This is a genomic window from Spiroplasma endosymbiont of Lasioglossum malachurum (assembly GCF_964020065.1).
Taxonomy (GTDB): Bacteria; Bacillota_I; Bacilli_A; order Mycoplasmatales; family VBWQ01; genus Spiroplasma_E.
On sequence record NZ_OZ026534.1, the window covers coordinates 398,906 to 415,054 of the forward strand.

Below are 16,149 nucleotides of genomic sequence, written 5' to 3' on the forward strand. Positions count from 1 at the left end.
CCTCTATTTTGGTTTTCTTTTTCATTTTGAATTATTATCAACATTACGTTTAAAATCATTTCTATTATTATGAGATGAAAAATTTAATTTAGTTGGTACTTTAACAACATTTTTAGGCAAATCTCAACCTGTAGTATCTAGTAAAGTAATTTCATGATTTTGATAATATTGAATTTCTTGAATTTCATTATATTGAACTCTATTACTTACTAAAGTAATAGCAGTTCCTTGTGCTCCAGCACGAGCTGTTCTACCAATACGATGAGTATAGTATTCATATTCACGTGGAATATCATAATTAAAAACATAATCAATGCCATTAATGTCAATTCCTCTAGCAACAACATCAGTAGCAATTAATACTTTAACCTTACCATTTTTAAATTGTCTCATTGCTTCCATACGTTCTCTTTGACTTTTATCACCGTTAATAACAGCACATTTAATATTATTTTGTTCTAATAATTGTGCAATTTTGTTAGTAAAAGCTTTTGTATTTGAAAAAACAATACTTAATTGTGGTTGTAATTTTTGATATAAAGTAACTAATGCAGTTTCTTTTGTTATATTACGACAATCAAAATAATATTGTTTAATATTTGCTTGTTGTAATTTTTGACTTTCATCTTCAACAGTAATACTAACTGGATTATTTTGATAATCATCAGCAATTTTTAAAACTGGTTTTGACATTGTTGCTGAAAAAAGGACAGTTTGAATATTTTGTGGTGAATTTTCAAATAAGAAATCAATATCTTTTTTAAATCCCATTTTTAACATTTCATCTGCTTCATCTAAAACTAATGTTTTAATTGAATTTAATCTTAAACTACCACGATTAATATGATCAGTAATTCTTCCTGGTGTTCCAACAACTATATTACTAGTTCTTAAATCATATAATTGATTTCTAATATTAACACCACCACATAATAAAGCAACATTAACACCATTTAAAAAATAAGCATATTTTTTTACTTGTTTAGCAACTTGGATTGCCAATTCTCTAGTTGGACAAACAATAATGGCTTGATTACGATATAATTTTATATCTAAATTATGTAATATAGGTAAGACAAAAGCAGCAGTTTTTCCGGTTCCGGTATGACTTTTTCCAATAATATCTTTTTTTTGTAAAGAAACTGGAATTGTCTTCTTTTGAATTGGTGTTGGGGTAGTATAACCTCATTTAGCAATAGCAGCAGTTAATTCTTGTTTTAAATTTAGTTCTGTAAAACTCATATATTTCTCCTTAAGAATAAATTTTGAATAAATTTAGAAAAAATGATAATTATAACCTGAAAAATAACCTCTAAAAGAGGATTTTTTTAAAAAAGGATTAGTTTTATTTATTATTTATATATAATATACTTACTTACATTTTAAAGTATTAATTCATCTAATTTTTCTAAAATTAAAAGTTGTCAAATAATTTCATGATATTATTTATTTCTTTGACATCATTAACAACTTTTTGATATTTTTTTATCAATCATATCTTAAAAGAAAATTGCGAATTAATCAACAACTTAAATATAGTACACTATTTTTAATTAAATGTAAAGATAAATTTTTAGAAATGAAAATATAAAAATAATAATTAAAATACTATACAAATTTTTAATTTTAATCAATTTAAAAATTTAAATTATATTAGAAATTTTTTATCATAACAAAAAAATTTGAAAAATAATATGCTGAATTATACTTGTAAGTGCAAGTAAATAAAATTGCAAAAAATTCTCATATAAAAATTTCATAATTCTAAATTTAGTTTAGAAAAAAGTAAGGAGTTTTTATATGAGTTATAAACATCTTGGCATAGATGAAAGGATTTATATTGAGAATCAATTGAAATTTAAATTTAAAATTATTGAAATAGCTAAAAATCTTAATCGAAGTATTAGTACTATTATTCGAGAAATTAATAGAAATAAAGATAATAATCATTATTTTTCATTAATTGCACAAAATAAAGCTGAAAATCGAAAACAATCACATATTAGTTTTCATAAGTTTAAAAATAAGAATTTAGTAAAATATGTACAACAAAAATTACTATTAGGTTGATCACCTGAACAAATTTATGGCAGAATTAAAAATTTTCATAAAGAGTGAGTTATTAGTTTTAAAACAATTTATACTTGAATTTATTTTGGAATGCTTGATAAAGTTACTAGTAAAAATTTAAGAAGAAAAGGTAAAAAACGAAAATCTAAAGAAAATCGTGGCAAGTTTAATGGTAAATCAATTAAAGAATGAGATATAAATGTTAATGATCGTATAACACTTGGTCATTGAGAAGGAGATACTATAGTATCATCAAGAGGCAAAAGCAAATCATGTTTAATAACTTTAGTTGAAAGAGTATCACGATTTACTTTAGCAATATTAGTTAAAAACAGAACTACTAAAGTTATTAATAAAAATGTCAGTTATTATTTATCAATTCTTCCTAAAAACATTGTTAAAACTATTACTTTTGATCGTGGCAAAGAATTTTCAAATTGACAACAACTTGAAAAAAATTTAGATGTAAAAATTTATTTTGCCAATCCATATTCACCTTGACAAAGAGGTACTAATGAAAATACTAATGGTTTAATTAGAGAAAAATTTCCTAAAAAATTTATTTTTTCAAAAACTAATAAAAATGAAGTTCATAAATTTATATTGTCTTTAAATCAAAGACCGAGAAAAATATTAAATTATCTTTCACCAATCGAATATTTGGATAGAAAAATAATTTAGTTGCACTTACCTTTACAATTTAGCATGAATAAAACTTTTTAAATTTTAAAGTACTTTTTCTAAATAAATCTTGACTTAATTTTATAGTTAAAAATTTAGATATGCAATAAAAAAATAAAATTAGAAAAATTATTTTAAATAAGCAATTGCTTCAATTTCAATTAATGCATCTTTGGGAATTCTAGCAACTTGAACTGCTGCTCTTGCTGGAGCGTGTGTACCAAATATTTCTTCATAAACTTTATTCATTTCAACAAAGTGATTTAAGTCTTTTAAGAAAATATTAACTTTTACAATATTATTTAAAGTAATATTAGCAGCTTCACAAATTGCTTTAATATTTAATAAACTTTGCTTAGTTTGTGAAGAAATGTCAGTGCCAATAAATTCACCTGTTTTACTATTAATTGGTAATTGTCCAGAAATATATAAAAAGTCACCTGCAATTATTGCTTGACTATATGGCCCAATAGCAGCAGGAGCATTAGGCGTATGGATAATATTTTTCATAGTTTATCACTCTTTCTAAAATTATTATGTTTTTGCATCATTGAATATATTAGTAAAATGTAGCGTTATTTTTAAGTTATTTACGTGGTATTAAATAATTAATTAGTAATATAAAATTAGCATCATTAATTATTAAAACTTGAACAACTATAAATATATTTTACATGTTTTTCTTTTCATTTTTTTAATAATTATTTTTCATTTTAATTTTAATTAAATATTTATTTAATATTTTATTATCAGTATTGAAAATTAAATTTTATTTTTATTTTTTAACCTTTATAAGTGTAAAAAAAATATTATTCAAATAATTTTATCATTTTTTTAGAAAAAAAATACATTTTATGGTTCACTTTATAAAATGTTACTATATAATTTGATTACAGACTAGTAACATTTTTAAATTGGTTTAAAGATAACGTAGTTATAATAATATCTATAATAGACATTATAATTATAATTCTTAAAACATTAGGAGGAAATTTTGAGGCTTTTTAGTAATCTGTGTATCTTTGTTTTGCAAAGTACTAATTCAGATTAATTCTGTCTTCAAATTTTATCATAAAATGAGCAATTGCTATATTTCAATTTTGAATGGGCATTGTTCATTTTTTTGTTATATTTTCAATTGCTAAATAAAATATTTTGAAAACTGCCATATCATTTGGAAAAACTTTTTTATTTCTGATGACTTTTCGTAATTGACTATTAACAGATTCAATGGCATTTGTAGTATAAATCACTCTTTTGATTTCTGGAGGATAACTAATAAAAATCATTAAATTATCTCAATTTTTATATCAAGATTTAGCAATTTGAGGATAGTGTTTATTTCATTTACTTTCAAATGATTCTAAAGCTTGCATTGCTTGTTCTTCACTACATGCATTATAAATTGGCTTTAAATCTGTAACTAGTGATTTTCGATGTTTGTATGAAACATATTTTAAACTATTTCTGATTTGATGAACTATACATAATTGATGTTCAGTTTTAGGATAAACTGATTGTATTGCTTCTGACATGCCTGTTAAGTTGTCACTACAAGCAATAAGAATATCATTTAAGCCACGATTTTTCATTTCTGTGAAATTTGCTAATCAAAATTTAGCGCCTTCATTTTCACTAATTCATAAACCTAAAACATCTTTTTTACCTTCTAAATCAACACCTAAAGCTATATAAACTGATTTGTTAATAATGCGTTTATCTTGTCGTACTTTAACTACTATACAATCAAAATAAATAATGGGATAAATGCCTTCTAATGGTCTATTTTGTCATGCTTTGACATCATCAATCACATCATCAGTAATTTGGACTAATAACACTTTCACTAATATCAGCACCATGATATAACTCTTGTAACTGCATTCTAATATCTGATAATGTCATACCTTTTGCATATAAGGAAAGAACTTGTTGATCAAAACCATCAAATCTTCTCTGTCTTTTTGGCACTATTACAGGAGTAAAATTACTATTACGATCTCGTGGTACATCAATCTCAATTTTACCTTGTTGAGTTATTAATTTTTTTGAACTTATACCATTACGAGCATTGTCACTATTACTATGTTGATTTTTTTCATATCCTAAATAATTTTGCATCTCAGAATTCAACATTTTTTCAACTAAACGTTTTGTTAATTCTTTATATAAACCCCCTTCTTTAAAAACTGTTGTTAAATCTTCAGTATTTTCTAATAATAAATCTACTGCTTTTGATATTGGATCATTATTATTAAAGTTATCTTTTTTAGCCATCTGTAACTCACTCTTTCTAGTCATTTAATTATATTTACTAGAATTAATTAAACATAGTTATTTTTGTAAGTTACACAGATTACTAAACATTACCGAAATTTTTATGGCAAAAAGTAATTCTAAAACAAAGACAGAAATTATTAAGATAGTGGCGCAAAAGTCTGACGTCACAATTGCCTTAGCGACTAATATTATTGATTTATTTTTTGAAGAGAGCTAAATTGTAAAGGTAAGTGCAACTAAATTATTTTTCTATCCAAATATTCGATTGGTGAAAGATAATTTAATATTTTTCTCGGTCTTTGATTTAAAGACAATATAAATTTATGAACTTCATTTTTATTAGTTTTTGAAAAAATAAATTTTTTAGGAAATTTTTCTCTAATTAAACCATTAGTATTTTCATTAGTACCTCTTTGTCAAGGTGAATATGGATTGGCAAAATAAATTTTTACATCTAAATTTTTTTCAAGTTGTTGTCAATTTGAAAATTCTTTGCCACGATCAAAAGTAATAGTTTTAACAATGTTTTTAGGAAGAATTGATAAATAATAACTGACATTTTTATTAATAACTTTAGTAGTTCTGTTTTTAACTAATATTGCTAAAGTAAATCGTGATACTCTTTCAACTAAAGTTATTAAACATGATTTGCTTTTGCCTCTTGATGATACTATAGTATCTCCTTCTCAATGACCAAGTGTTATACGATCATTAACATTTATATCTCGTTCTTTAATTGATTTACCATTAAACTTGCCACGATTTTCTTTAGATTTTCGTTTTTTACCTTTTCTTCTTAAATTTTTACTAGTAACTTTATCAAGCATTCCAAAATAAATTCAAGTATAAATTGTTTTAAAACTAATAACTCACTCTTTATGAAAATTTTTAATTCTGCCATAAATTTGTTCAGGTGATCAACCTAATAGTAATTTTTGTTGTACATATTTTACTAAATTCTTATTTTTAAACTTATGAAAACTAATATGTGATTGTTTTCGATTTTCAGCTTTATTTTGTACAATTAATGAAAAATAATGATTATTATCTTTATTTCTATTAATTTCTCGAATAATAGTACTAATACTTCGATTAAGATTTTTAACTATTTCACTAATTTTAAATTTAAATTTCAATTGATTCTCAATATAAATCCTTTCATCTATGCCAAGATGTTTATAACTCATATAAAAACTTCTTACTTTTTTCTAAACTAAATTTAGCATTATGAAATTTTTATATGAGAATTTTTTGCAATTTTATTTACTTGCACTTACAAGTATAATTCAGCGTTTTGATATAAAATTGATGGATTTTGTTTAAAAATTAGTGCTTGTTTTTCATTATTTATAATTTCAATAGTATAATTAATTATAGTTTCAAGAAACATTCCACGGTTAGCATAAAACATTATTTTAATTCCCCCTTACATATAGAATATTACTAACTTTGGAATAGTTTTCCTTTTAATTAAAGGAGGTATAAGTATGAATATTTGTAAAAAGGATATTATAGATAAAGAATTTACTGTTGATTATAAAGGCTATGATTCTAAAGAAGTAGATTTATTTCTTGATTTAGTAGCTACTAATTATGAAATACTAGAAGAATTTGTAAATAAACTAAAAAAGCAAAATGCAATTTTAGAAAATAATAATTACAAGTTACTTAAAGAAATTGATGTTTTAAAAACACAAATTTTAGTTTTAAAACAAGAAAAACAAAAATTAGAAGAAAAAGGTGTAGAAAATGTTGATATTATTACGAGGTTAAGCAAATTAGAAAGTATTGTACATGAAGAATAAATATGTTATAATTTTTTTCTAAAAGAATAAAAAATGAGCTAATCGCTGCATTAGTATGTAGAGGAAAGTCCACGCTCGCACTTTCTGTGATGAAAGTAATGTTTGTGTTAGAGAAAAGAATAACTCTAAGCAGTAATTCTGACGGCTGACAAAAACCTAAGTTTTTTATTAAATAAGGTTCTAGTCTATAAAAGTGTCATAGAGACGAGTTTTAAGGAAACTTAAAAGCTGGAACGAGATAAACCCCACAAGCGAGAAACCCAAATTTAGGTAGGGGCATTGGTTTATTAGAAATGAATAATAAACCGAACTATTGTTTACAATAGTAGATAAATGGTTAGCACTTGCAAGAAGCAAGAACAGAACGTGGCTTATGATTTTTTTATTCTTTTTTTTGTATTGTAAATTATTTGATTGAAGATTTAAAAATGACTGAACTTTTAGTTTTATTAGATAAATTTAATTTTAGAATTAGTTGTTGTGAAAGTATTACTGGTGGACTTTTTGCTCAAGAGATTACTAGTATTGCTGGTGCTTCTAAATATTTTAGTGGTGGTTTTATAACGTATACTAATGAATCAAAAATCAATATTGTTAAAATTAAAAAAACAACCATTGAAAAATATGGTGTAATAAGTAAACAATGTGCTATAGAAATGGCTTTAAATACACAAAAAATTTTAAAAACAAATATTGCTATTAGTTTTACTGGAAATGCAGGACCTAATGCTCTAGAAAATAAACCGGTTGGTTTAGTATATGTAGGTATTGTTATCAATGATAATGTTTGATGTGAAGTGTTAAATATTTCAGGTAATAGAAACGAAATTAGATCAACTATAGTAGCAAAAGCAGTAGTTATTTTAAAAAAAATTTTATTAAGTTTTTAAATTTTAAAAAGGAATTATCTTACAGAGTTATTAATATTTTGTAGGATGATTTTATGGAAATAAACATTAAAGAAAAAGAGCAATTATTAGAAAAGGCCATTAAGCAAATTGAAAAAGAATTTGGCAAAGGTGCTATTATGTTACTAAGTGATAGTAGTATTGGCGATATTGAAGTTATTAGTTCAGGAAGTATATTATTAGATGATATTTTAGGTGTTAAAGGTTTTCCAAAAGGTCGTATTATTGAAGTTTATGGACCAGAATCGGCAGGTAAAACTACATTAGCATTAATGGCTTTAGCAGAAGTTCAAAAACAAAATGGTAGAATAGCATTTATAGATGCTGAACATGCATTAGATCGTCAGTATAGTCAAAAATTAGGTGTTGATATTAGTCGTTTATTAATTACACAACCAGATTCAGGAGAACAAGCATTAGAAATACTAGATATTCTTGTTAAATCAGAAGCTTTAGATATGATTGTTGTTGATTCAGTAGCAGCATTAGTTCCACAAATTGAACTTGATGGTGATATGAATGATCAAACAATTGGTGCTCAAGCGCGATTAATGTCTAAAGCATTACGAAAAATTAGTGGAAGTATCGCAAAAACTAATTGTATTGTTTTATTTATTAATCAAATTCGAGAAAAAGTTGGTATTATATATGGTAATCCTGAAATAACACCCGGAGGAAAAGCATTACGTTTTTATAGTACAATTAGACTAGAAGTACGTAAAGGTGAACAATTAATCAAAAGTAATCAAATAATTGGTCATAAAATAAAAATAAAAGTTGTAAAAAATAAAGTAGCACCACCATTTAAAACAGCAAGTCTTGATTTTTGTTTTGAAGAAGGATTTTCAAAAATTAGTGAAATCATTACAATTGCTGTTGAGAAAGAAGTTATTAATAAATCTGGTGGCTGATACACTTATGAAGATGTAAAATTAGGACAAGGAAAAATAAAAGCAAAAGAAAGTTTAGAAACAAATACTTTTCTTTTAGAACAAATTAAGGAACGAATCAAGTTTTAAAAAAAACATGCTAAAATTAATGTAGGATTATTATCCTACTTATTTGTGTGTAGATATTAAAGAAGAAAAATATAAAATTTTAATTTTATTTAAGTTTTTGAGTGTAAGGATTCTTTTTCTTGTAGGTGTTTTACAGCAAGGAGAAAAATATAAATGGAAAAAAATATGTTAGCTATATTATCAAATATAAGTAGTCAACAGTTTGGAATGTGAGTAGGTATATCAATTTTTCTAGCAATGATAGTAGGGATAATTGCTGGATTTCTAATTAGAAAAATTTATTTAAAAATTAAAGAACAACAAAGTTTTACTAATATTTTAAAGAGAGAAAAAGAATCTCAAAAATTAATTCAATCCTCAAGAGCCGATGCAAAAATTGAAATAAGTAAAATGAAAAAAGATTTGTATTTAGAGATTGAATATCGTAAAGAACAAAATTTAGAATATGAGAAACTTTTAAATAAAAGAGAACGCAAATTAAGTGAACGTGAAGAAATAATTGAAACACAAACACAAAATCTTTATCATCAACGTGAAATTGTAAAAAATGTTAAATTAGAATATCATCAAAAAATTGATCAAATTATTATGGAATTAGAAAAAATTTCTGGTATGAGTCGAAATGAAGCAAAAGATGAATTGTTTAGTAAATTAAAAGAAAAATTATCATTAGAATTTAATAAAATTATTAAAAATCATGAATATAATATTAAACTTCAATCTAAAGAGTTAGCCAATAATATTGTTAGTGAAGCAATAGAACGTTATGCAAGTAATTTTATTGTTGATAAGTCAGTATCATATGTTAAGTTACCTAATGAAGAAATGAAAGGCAGAATTATTGGTAAAGAGGGTAGAAATATTAAATCTTTTGAGTTAACAGCAGGTGTAGATATTATCATTGATGATACGCCAGAAACAATTCAAATTTCTTCATTTAATCCGATCAGAAGAGAAATTGCAACTAGAGCTTTAGAAGATTTAGTTAAAGATGGAAGAATTCATCCAATTAGAATTGAAGAAATCTTGAGATTTCATGAGCAGGAATTAAATGAAGGTTTTAAAGTTGATGGTAAAAAAATTATTGATGAGTTAAAATTAACTGGTTTTGAACCAGAGTTAGTATCTTATATTGGAAGATTAAAATATCGTACAAGTTATGGTCAAAATGTTTTATTACATTCCTTTGAAGTTGCCAAACTTGCAGGAGCAATGGCAGCTGAATTGGGTTTAGATGTTAATATTGCAAAACGTGCTGGTTTATTACATGATATTGGTAAAGCTGCTGATTATGAATTAGAAGGTTCACATGTTTATAATGGTGTGATTTTAGCAAAAAAATATGGTGAAAGTGATATTATTATTAATGCTATTCATTCTCATCATGGTGATGTTGCAAAAGATAATGTTTATTCTTCTTTAGTTTCAGCTGCTGATACATTATCAGCAGCTAGACCTGGTTCAAGAAATAATTCATTAGAAGAATTTATAACTAGAATTAAAGAAATTGAAGATTTGTGTAAATCTGTTAAAGGCGTAGAAAAAGCATATGCTGTTCAGGCTGGAAGACAAATTAGAGTTATTGTGGATCCTAAAGTTATTAATGATTTTGATGCTCATATATTAGCAAGAAACTTAAAACAAAAATTAGAACAAATGATTACAATACCAGGCGATATTCATATTACTGTTATTCGTGAAGTAAGAGCAACAGAATTAATTAATTATTTTTTAGAGAACCCTTAGGTTCTCTTTTTAACTTTATAAAAAAATAGGGAGATTGTCAAAAATCTGGAATAAATTAAATCTATATAGTCTTATTATAAATTTAGATAAGAAATAATTTGGATTTTTATGAAATTGTAAATTTATATTACTATTTTTTAAAATATATTACAACTAAAATACTTATATTAAATTTTATTAAATGCTAAACTTATGAAATAAAGTTAAGGAGATTTTAAAAATGAAACTCAAAAAATTACAGTTAATAACTGTATTACTATTCGTTTTAACTATTTTAATTATGATTATTGGACTATTATTATTAGATTTATTTCATGGAAAAGAAGTAGTAACTATTAAAAATAACCATTTATTTAAAAATATAAAACCTTTAATATATGAATATAATGGTTTTACTTTATGAAGTAAATATAGTTGATATTACATATTAACTAATAATACTATTTCTCTCAAAAATTTTGGAAATGAATATATTATCCATAATTATTATAGTTATTCTTTATTACAGTTAAAAATTGCTGTTATCTTTTCTACAATTATAGTCCCAATTTTTGTATCTATAATTTTGTCATTAACATTTTTAATTATTGGTTTAAAAATAAAAATAAAAAATAATAATTTTTGGGATGCTATTGCAAATTGTGAAATAATAAGCAACTATTACATTCATTAAAACTATGTTTCTAAATTTATCTTATTACCTTTATGAACTTCATTTTTATTAGTTTTTGAAAAAATAAATTTTTTAGGAAATTTTTCTCTAATTAAACCATTAGTATTTTCATTAGTACCTCTTTGTCAAGGTGAATATGGATTGGCAAAATAAATTTTTACATCTAAATTTTTTTCAAGTTGTTGTCAATTTGAAAATTCTTTGCCACGATCAAAAGTAATAGTTTTAACAATGTTTTTAGGAAGAATTGATAAATAATAACTGACATTTTTATTAATAACTTTAGTAGTTCTGTTTTTAACTAATATTGCTAAAGTAAATCGTGATACTCTTTCAACTAAAGTTATTAAACATAATTTGCTTTTGCCTCTTGATGATACTATAGTATCTCCTTCTCAATGACCAAGTGTTATACGATCATTAACATTTATATCTCGTTCTTTAATTGATTTACCATTAAACTTGCCACGATTTTCTTTAGATTTTCGTTTTTTACCTTTTCTTCTTAAATTTTTACTAGTAACTTTATCAAGCATTCCAAAATAAATTCAAGTATAAATTGTTTTAAAACTAATAACTCACTCTTTATGAAAATTTTTAATTCTGCCATAAATTTGTTCAGGTGATCAACCTAATAGTAATTTTTGTTGTACATATTTTACTAAATTCTTATTTTTAAACTTATGAAAACTAATATGTGATTGTTTTCGATTTTCAGCTTTATTTTGTGCAATTAATGAAAAATAATGATTATTATCTTTATTTCTATTAATTTCTCGAATAATAGTACTAATACTTCGATTAAGATTTTTAGCTATTTCACTAATTTTAAATTTAAATTTCAATTGATTCTCAATATAAATTCTCTCATCTATGCCAAGATGTTTATAACTCATATAAAAACTCCTTACTTTTTTCTAAACTAAATTTAGCATTATGAAATTTTTATATGAGAATTTTTTGCAATTTTATTTACTTGCACTTACAAGTATAATTCAGCTCTAGTAAATATAATTAAATGACTAGAAAGAGTGAGTTACAGATGGCTAAAAAAGATAACTTTAATAATAATGATCCAATATCAAAAGCAGTAGATTTATTATTAGAAAATACTGAAGATTTAACAACAGTTTTTAAAGAAGGGGGTTTATATAAAGAATTAACAAAACGTTTAGTTGAAAAAATCTTGAATTCTGAGATGCAAAATTATTTAGGATATGAAAAAAATCAACATAGTAATAGTGACAATGCTCGTAATGGTATAAGTTCAAAAAAATTAATAACTCAACAAGGTAAAATTGAGATTGATGTACCACGAGATCGTAATAGTAATTTTACTCCTGTAATAGTGCCAAAAAGACAGAGAAGATTTGATGGTTTTGATCAACAAGTTCTTTCCTTATATGCAAAAGGTATGACATTATCAGATATTAGAATGCAGTTACAAGAGTTATATCATGGTGCTGATATTAGTGAAAGTGTTATTAGTCAAATTACTGATGATGTGATTGATGATGTCAAAGCATGACAAAATAGACCATTAGAAGGCATTTATCCCATTGTTTATTTTGATTGTATAGTAGTTAAAGTACGACAAGATAAACGCATTATTAACAAATCAGTTTATATAGCTTTAGGTGTTGATTTAGAAGGTAAAAAAGATGTTTTAGGTTTATGAATTAGTGAAAATGAAGGCGCTAAATTTTGATTAGCAAATTTCACAGAAATGAAAAATCGTGGCTTAAATGATATTCTTATTGCTTGTAGTGACAACTTAACAGGCATGTCAGAAGCAATACAATCAGTTTATCCTAAAACTGAACATCAATTATGTATAGTTCATCAAATCAGAAATAGTTTAAAATATGTTTCATACAAACATCGAAAATCACTAGTTACAGATTTAAAGCCAATTTATAATGCATGTAGTGAAGAACAAGCAATGCAAGCTTTAGAATCATTTGAAAGTAAATGAAATAAACACTATCCTCAAATTGCTAAATCTTGATATAAAAATTGAGATAATTTAATGATTTTTATTAGTTATCCTCCAGAAATCAAAAGAGTGATTTATACTACAAATTCTATTGAATCTGTTAATAGTCAATTACGAAAAGTCATCAGAAATAAAAAAGTTTTTCCAAATGATATGGCAGTTTTCAAAATATTTTACTTAGCAATTGAAAATATAACAAAAAAATGAACAATGCCCATTCAAAATTGAAATACAGCAATTGCTCATTTTATGATAAAATTTGAAGACAGAATTAATCTGAACTAGTACTTTGTAAAACAAAGAAACACAGATTACTAAAAAGCCTCCATATTTTTTTCTTCTTATTTCAATTTGGTCTGTTTTAAGACCAAAATTATGTAAATCTAAATTTTTTAGTAATTGTTTTTGGTTAAATTGTGCAATTTGTTTAATATAATCACCATTTGTGTAAACTAATGGTTTTTTAAAACTAAATTGTAATTTAAAATAAATTTTGTTTAAAAAAATCTTCATAATTTCTTTACCTCCTTATTTTTCTTATTTTAAGACTTTTAAATAAGGATTTAGAAATTTATTAACACGGTAAAAAAATATTTTTTTAGTAAAAATACTAGGAGAATATTTGACTGAATCTTTATTTAAAAGTACACTTTTAAAATTACTAATTTTTAAATTAGTATTGTTTTTATTATTATAAATGGAATCGCTGTCAGTCATGATATCACTCTCCTTATATCCTTTGACATTTTAACATGTTTCTCTTTAAAAAGATAACTTTTTTTAATTTATATAATTTTAGGAAAAAGATGATTACTATAAAATATTCAAATTTATTTTATGTTATTATTAATTAATGTTACGTGTTACTTTAATAATTAAAATAATAGGAGGTAAACATGAATACATTTGTAATAGTTGGTATTATTATAATAGCTATTGCTATTATTAGTTTTATGTTATTATTTAAAATTATAAAATGACTTGCTATTTGTATTATTGTTGGTGGTATCATTTTGGCTGCATTATTTTTTGGTTTTGGTATATGACCATTAGATAATATTCATTTTACTAATTTTATTAATATTAATAAAAATTAAAATAATAAATAATAATTAGTTTAAATTTTAACTATTGACTATAATATATTTTTGAATAAGAGGTAAAAAATGGAACGAATTAAGCAAGCACAATTTTTAACTAGTGCTATTAAAGAAGAACAATGGCCGCAGGATGAAATTCCTGAATTTTGTTTTGTTGGTCGCAGTAATGTTGGTAAATCAACATTTTTAAATACAATTTGTAATAATGGTAAGTTAGCTAGAGTTTCACAAACACCTGGTAAAACACAAATGCTAAATTTTTTTACAATTAATAATAATATTTGTCGCTTTGTTGATGTTCCTGGCTATGGTTTTGCTAAAGTATCAAATGAAAAAAAAATCCAATTTGCGACAATGATGGATGAATATTTTCAGTCACGAAAAAATTTAAAAGCAGTTTTTTTATTATTAGATTTAAGACATGCACCCAGTAAAGATGATATTGATATGTTGGAATATTTACAACATTATCATTTAAAAATTCATTTAATTGCTACTAAAGTTGATAAAGTGAAAAATAGTCAATTAGTAAAAAATAAAAAAATAATATTATCAACTTTAAAACTTAGCACTAATACTCCTATTATTTTATTTTCTAGTATTAGTAAACAAGGAATTGATTTAGTAATTAGTAAATTAACAGATGATGTTAATACTGATGAAGTTGAAGTAGAAACTTAATAGTATAATATTTGTTGCTATAAAAAAGATAAAAGTTGTTTAATATGTATATATTCTTATCTATTTTTTATTTATATGCTGAATTATACTTGTAAGTGCAAGTAAATAAAATTGCAAAAAATTCTCATATAAAAATTTCATAATGCTAAATTTAGTTTAGAAAAAAGTAAGGAGTTTTTATATGAGTTATAAACATCTTGGCATAGATGAAAGGATTTATATTGAGAATCAATTGAAATTTAAATTTAAAATTAGTGAAATAGCTAAAAATCTTAATCGAAGTATTAGTACTATTATTCGAGAAATTAATAGAAATAAAGATAATAATCATTATTTTTCATTAATTGCACAAAATAAAGCTGAAAATCGAAAACAATCACATATTAGTTTTCATAAGTTTAAAAATAAGAATTTAGTAAAATATGTACAACAAAAATTACTATTAGGTTGATCACCTGAACAAATTTATGGCAGAATTAAAAATTTTCATAAAGAGTGAGTTATTAGTTTTAAAACAATTTATACTTGAATTTATTTTGGAATGCTTGATAAAGTTACTAGTAAAAATTTAAGAAGAAAAGGTAAAAAACGAAAATCTAAAGAAAATCGTGGCAAGTTTAATGGTAAATCAATTAAAGAACGAGATATAAATGTTAATGATCGTATAACACTTGGTCATTGAGAAGGAGATACTATAGTATCATCAAGAGGTAAAAGCAAATCATGTTTAATAATTTTAGTTGAAAGAGTATCACGATTTACTTTAGCAATATTAGTTAAAAACAGAACTACTAAAGTTATTAATAAAAATGTCAGTTATTATTTATCAATTCTTCCTAAAAACATTGTTAAAACTATTACTTTTGATCGTGGCAAAGAATTTTCAAATTGACAACAACTTGAAAAAAATTTAGATGTAAAAATTTATTTTGCCAATCCATATTCACCTTGACAAAGAGGTACTAATGAAAATACTAATGGTTTAATTAGAAAAAAATTTCCTAAAAAATTTATTTTTTCAAAAACTAATAAAAATGAAGTTCATAAATTTATATTGTCTTTAAATCAAAGACCGAGAAAAATATTAAATTATCTTTCACCAATCAAATATTTGGATAGAAAAATAATTTAGTTGCACTTACCTTTACAATTTAGCACTCATTATTTTGATAAAAATAAATGAGTTTTTA

General features: G+C 23.8%; 15 protein-coding genes, 1 other RNA gene and 1 pseudogene. 11 read left to right on the forward strand and 6 right to left on the reverse strand.

Annotated features, from left to right (window positions below; translation table 4 throughout):
- Positions 1-3 precede the first annotated feature (3 nt).
- On the reverse strand, positions 4-1,242 hold the full coding sequence (locus AACK95_RS02290) for a DEAD/DEAH box helicase (RefSeq protein ID WP_338980581.1): 1,239 nt from the start codon (positions 1,240-1,242) through the stop codon (positions 4-6).
- A 558-nt stretch (positions 1,243-1,800) separates the two neighbouring features.
- Here AACK95_RS02290 and AACK95_RS02295 point away from each other — a divergent pair.
- The gene (locus AACK95_RS02295) at positions 1,801-2,751 is read left to right on the forward strand and encodes an IS30 family transposase (RefSeq protein ID WP_338980582.1); all 951 of its coding nucleotides are present in this window, start codon (positions 1,801-1,803) and stop codon (positions 2,749-2,751) included.
- Between the two features lie 129 nt (positions 2,752-2,880).
- Here AACK95_RS02295 and AACK95_RS02300 read toward each other — a convergent pair whose 3' ends face one another.
- The 4 genes and pseudogenes from AACK95_RS02300 to AACK95_RS02315 all read right to left on the reverse strand — a co-directional run bounded on the left by AACK95_RS02300 (position 2,881) and on the right by AACK95_RS02315 (position 6,442).
- The gene (locus AACK95_RS02300; protein WP_252320861.1) at positions 2,881-3,261 is read right to left on the reverse strand and encodes a RidA family protein; all 381 of its coding nucleotides are present in this window, start codon (positions 3,259-3,261) and stop codon (positions 2,881-2,883) included.
- A 527-nt stretch (positions 3,262-3,788) separates the two neighbouring features.
- Positions 3,789-5,028 (reverse strand): annotated as a pseudogene (locus tag AACK95_RS02305) (IS256 family transposase).
- A 239-nt stretch (positions 5,029-5,267) separates the two neighbouring features.
- Positions 5,268-6,218, reverse strand: a complete 951-nt coding sequence (locus tag AACK95_RS02310) for an IS30 family transposase (protein ID WP_338980583.1) — start codon at positions 6,216-6,218, stop codon at positions 5,268-5,270.
- A gap of 86 nt (positions 6,219-6,304) precedes the next feature.
- Positions 6,305-6,442: a hypothetical protein gene (locus tag AACK95_RS02315; protein WP_338980584.1), complete on the reverse strand. Its 138-nt coding sequence runs from the start codon at positions 6,440-6,442 to the stop codon at positions 6,305-6,307.
- Positions 6,443-6,518: 76 nt separating this feature from the next.
- Here AACK95_RS02315 and AACK95_RS02320 point away from each other — a divergent pair, with 76 nt between their 5' ends.
- The 6 genes from AACK95_RS02320 to AACK95_RS02345 all read left to right on the forward strand — a co-directional run bounded on the left by AACK95_RS02320 (position 6,519) and on the right by AACK95_RS02345 (position 11,182).
- Entirely contained in the window at positions 6,519-6,836 is a 318-nt protein-coding gene (locus tag AACK95_RS02320) for a DivIVA domain-containing protein (RefSeq protein WP_338959370.1), read from the forward strand.
- 29 nt (positions 6,837-6,865) lie between these two features.
- An RNA gene (gene rnpB / locus AACK95_RS02325) (RNase P RNA component class B) lies at positions 6,866-7,215 on the forward strand.
- Positions 7,216-7,246: 31 nt separating this feature from the next.
- Entirely contained in the window at positions 7,247-7,726 is a 480-nt protein-coding gene (locus AACK95_RS02330) for a CinA family protein (protein WP_338980585.1), read from the forward strand.
- 53 nt (positions 7,727-7,779) lie between these two features.
- Positions 7,780-8,763, forward strand: coding sequence for a recombinase RecA (gene recA, locus AACK95_RS02335; protein WP_338959372.1), 984 nt, complete (start codon positions 7,780-7,782; stop codon positions 8,761-8,763).
- Positions 8,764-8,916: 153 nt separating this feature from the next.
- A complete protein-coding gene (rny, locus tag AACK95_RS02340) occupies positions 8,917-10,509 on the forward strand; it encodes a ribonuclease Y (protein ID WP_338980586.1) in 1,593 nt (530 codons plus the stop codon).
- A 220-nt stretch (positions 10,510-10,729) separates the two neighbouring features.
- A complete protein-coding gene (locus AACK95_RS02345) occupies positions 10,730-11,182 on the forward strand; it encodes a hypothetical protein (RefSeq protein WP_338980587.1) in 453 nt (150 codons plus the stop codon).
- Between the two features lie 2 nt (positions 11,183-11,184).
- On the opposite strand, the gene AACK95_RS02350 is transcribed toward AACK95_RS02345, so the two are convergent.
- Positions 11,185-12,078, reverse strand: a complete 894-nt coding sequence (locus AACK95_RS02350; protein WP_338980588.1) for an IS30 family transposase — start codon at positions 12,076-12,078, stop codon at positions 11,185-11,187.
- 146 nt (positions 12,079-12,224) lie between these two features.
- Between AACK95_RS02350 and AACK95_RS02355 the strand changes: the two genes are divergently transcribed.
- From AACK95_RS02355 to AACK95_RS02370, 4 genes are all read left to right on the forward strand, one after another.
- A complete protein-coding gene (locus AACK95_RS02355; RefSeq protein ID WP_338980969.1) occupies positions 12,225-13,463 on the forward strand; it encodes an IS256 family transposase in 1,239 nt (412 codons plus the stop codon).
- Positions 13,464-14,074: 611 nt separating this feature from the next.
- On the forward strand, positions 14,075-14,275 hold the full coding sequence (locus AACK95_RS02360) for a hypothetical protein (RefSeq protein WP_252320689.1): 201 nt from the start codon (positions 14,075-14,077) through the stop codon (positions 14,273-14,275).
- A 69-nt stretch (positions 14,276-14,344) separates the two neighbouring features.
- Positions 14,345-14,959, forward strand: coding sequence for a ribosome biogenesis GTP-binding protein YihA/YsxC (yihA, locus tag AACK95_RS02365; protein WP_338980589.1), 615 nt, complete (start codon positions 14,345-14,347; stop codon positions 14,957-14,959).
- A gap of 181 nt (positions 14,960-15,140) precedes the next feature.
- Positions 15,141-16,091 (forward strand): IS30 family transposase, encoded by a 951-nt coding sequence (locus AACK95_RS02370; RefSeq protein ID WP_338980590.1) that lies wholly within the window; start codon positions 15,141-15,143, stop codon positions 16,089-16,091.
- The last annotated feature ends 58 nt before the right edge of the window (positions 16,092-16,149 follow it).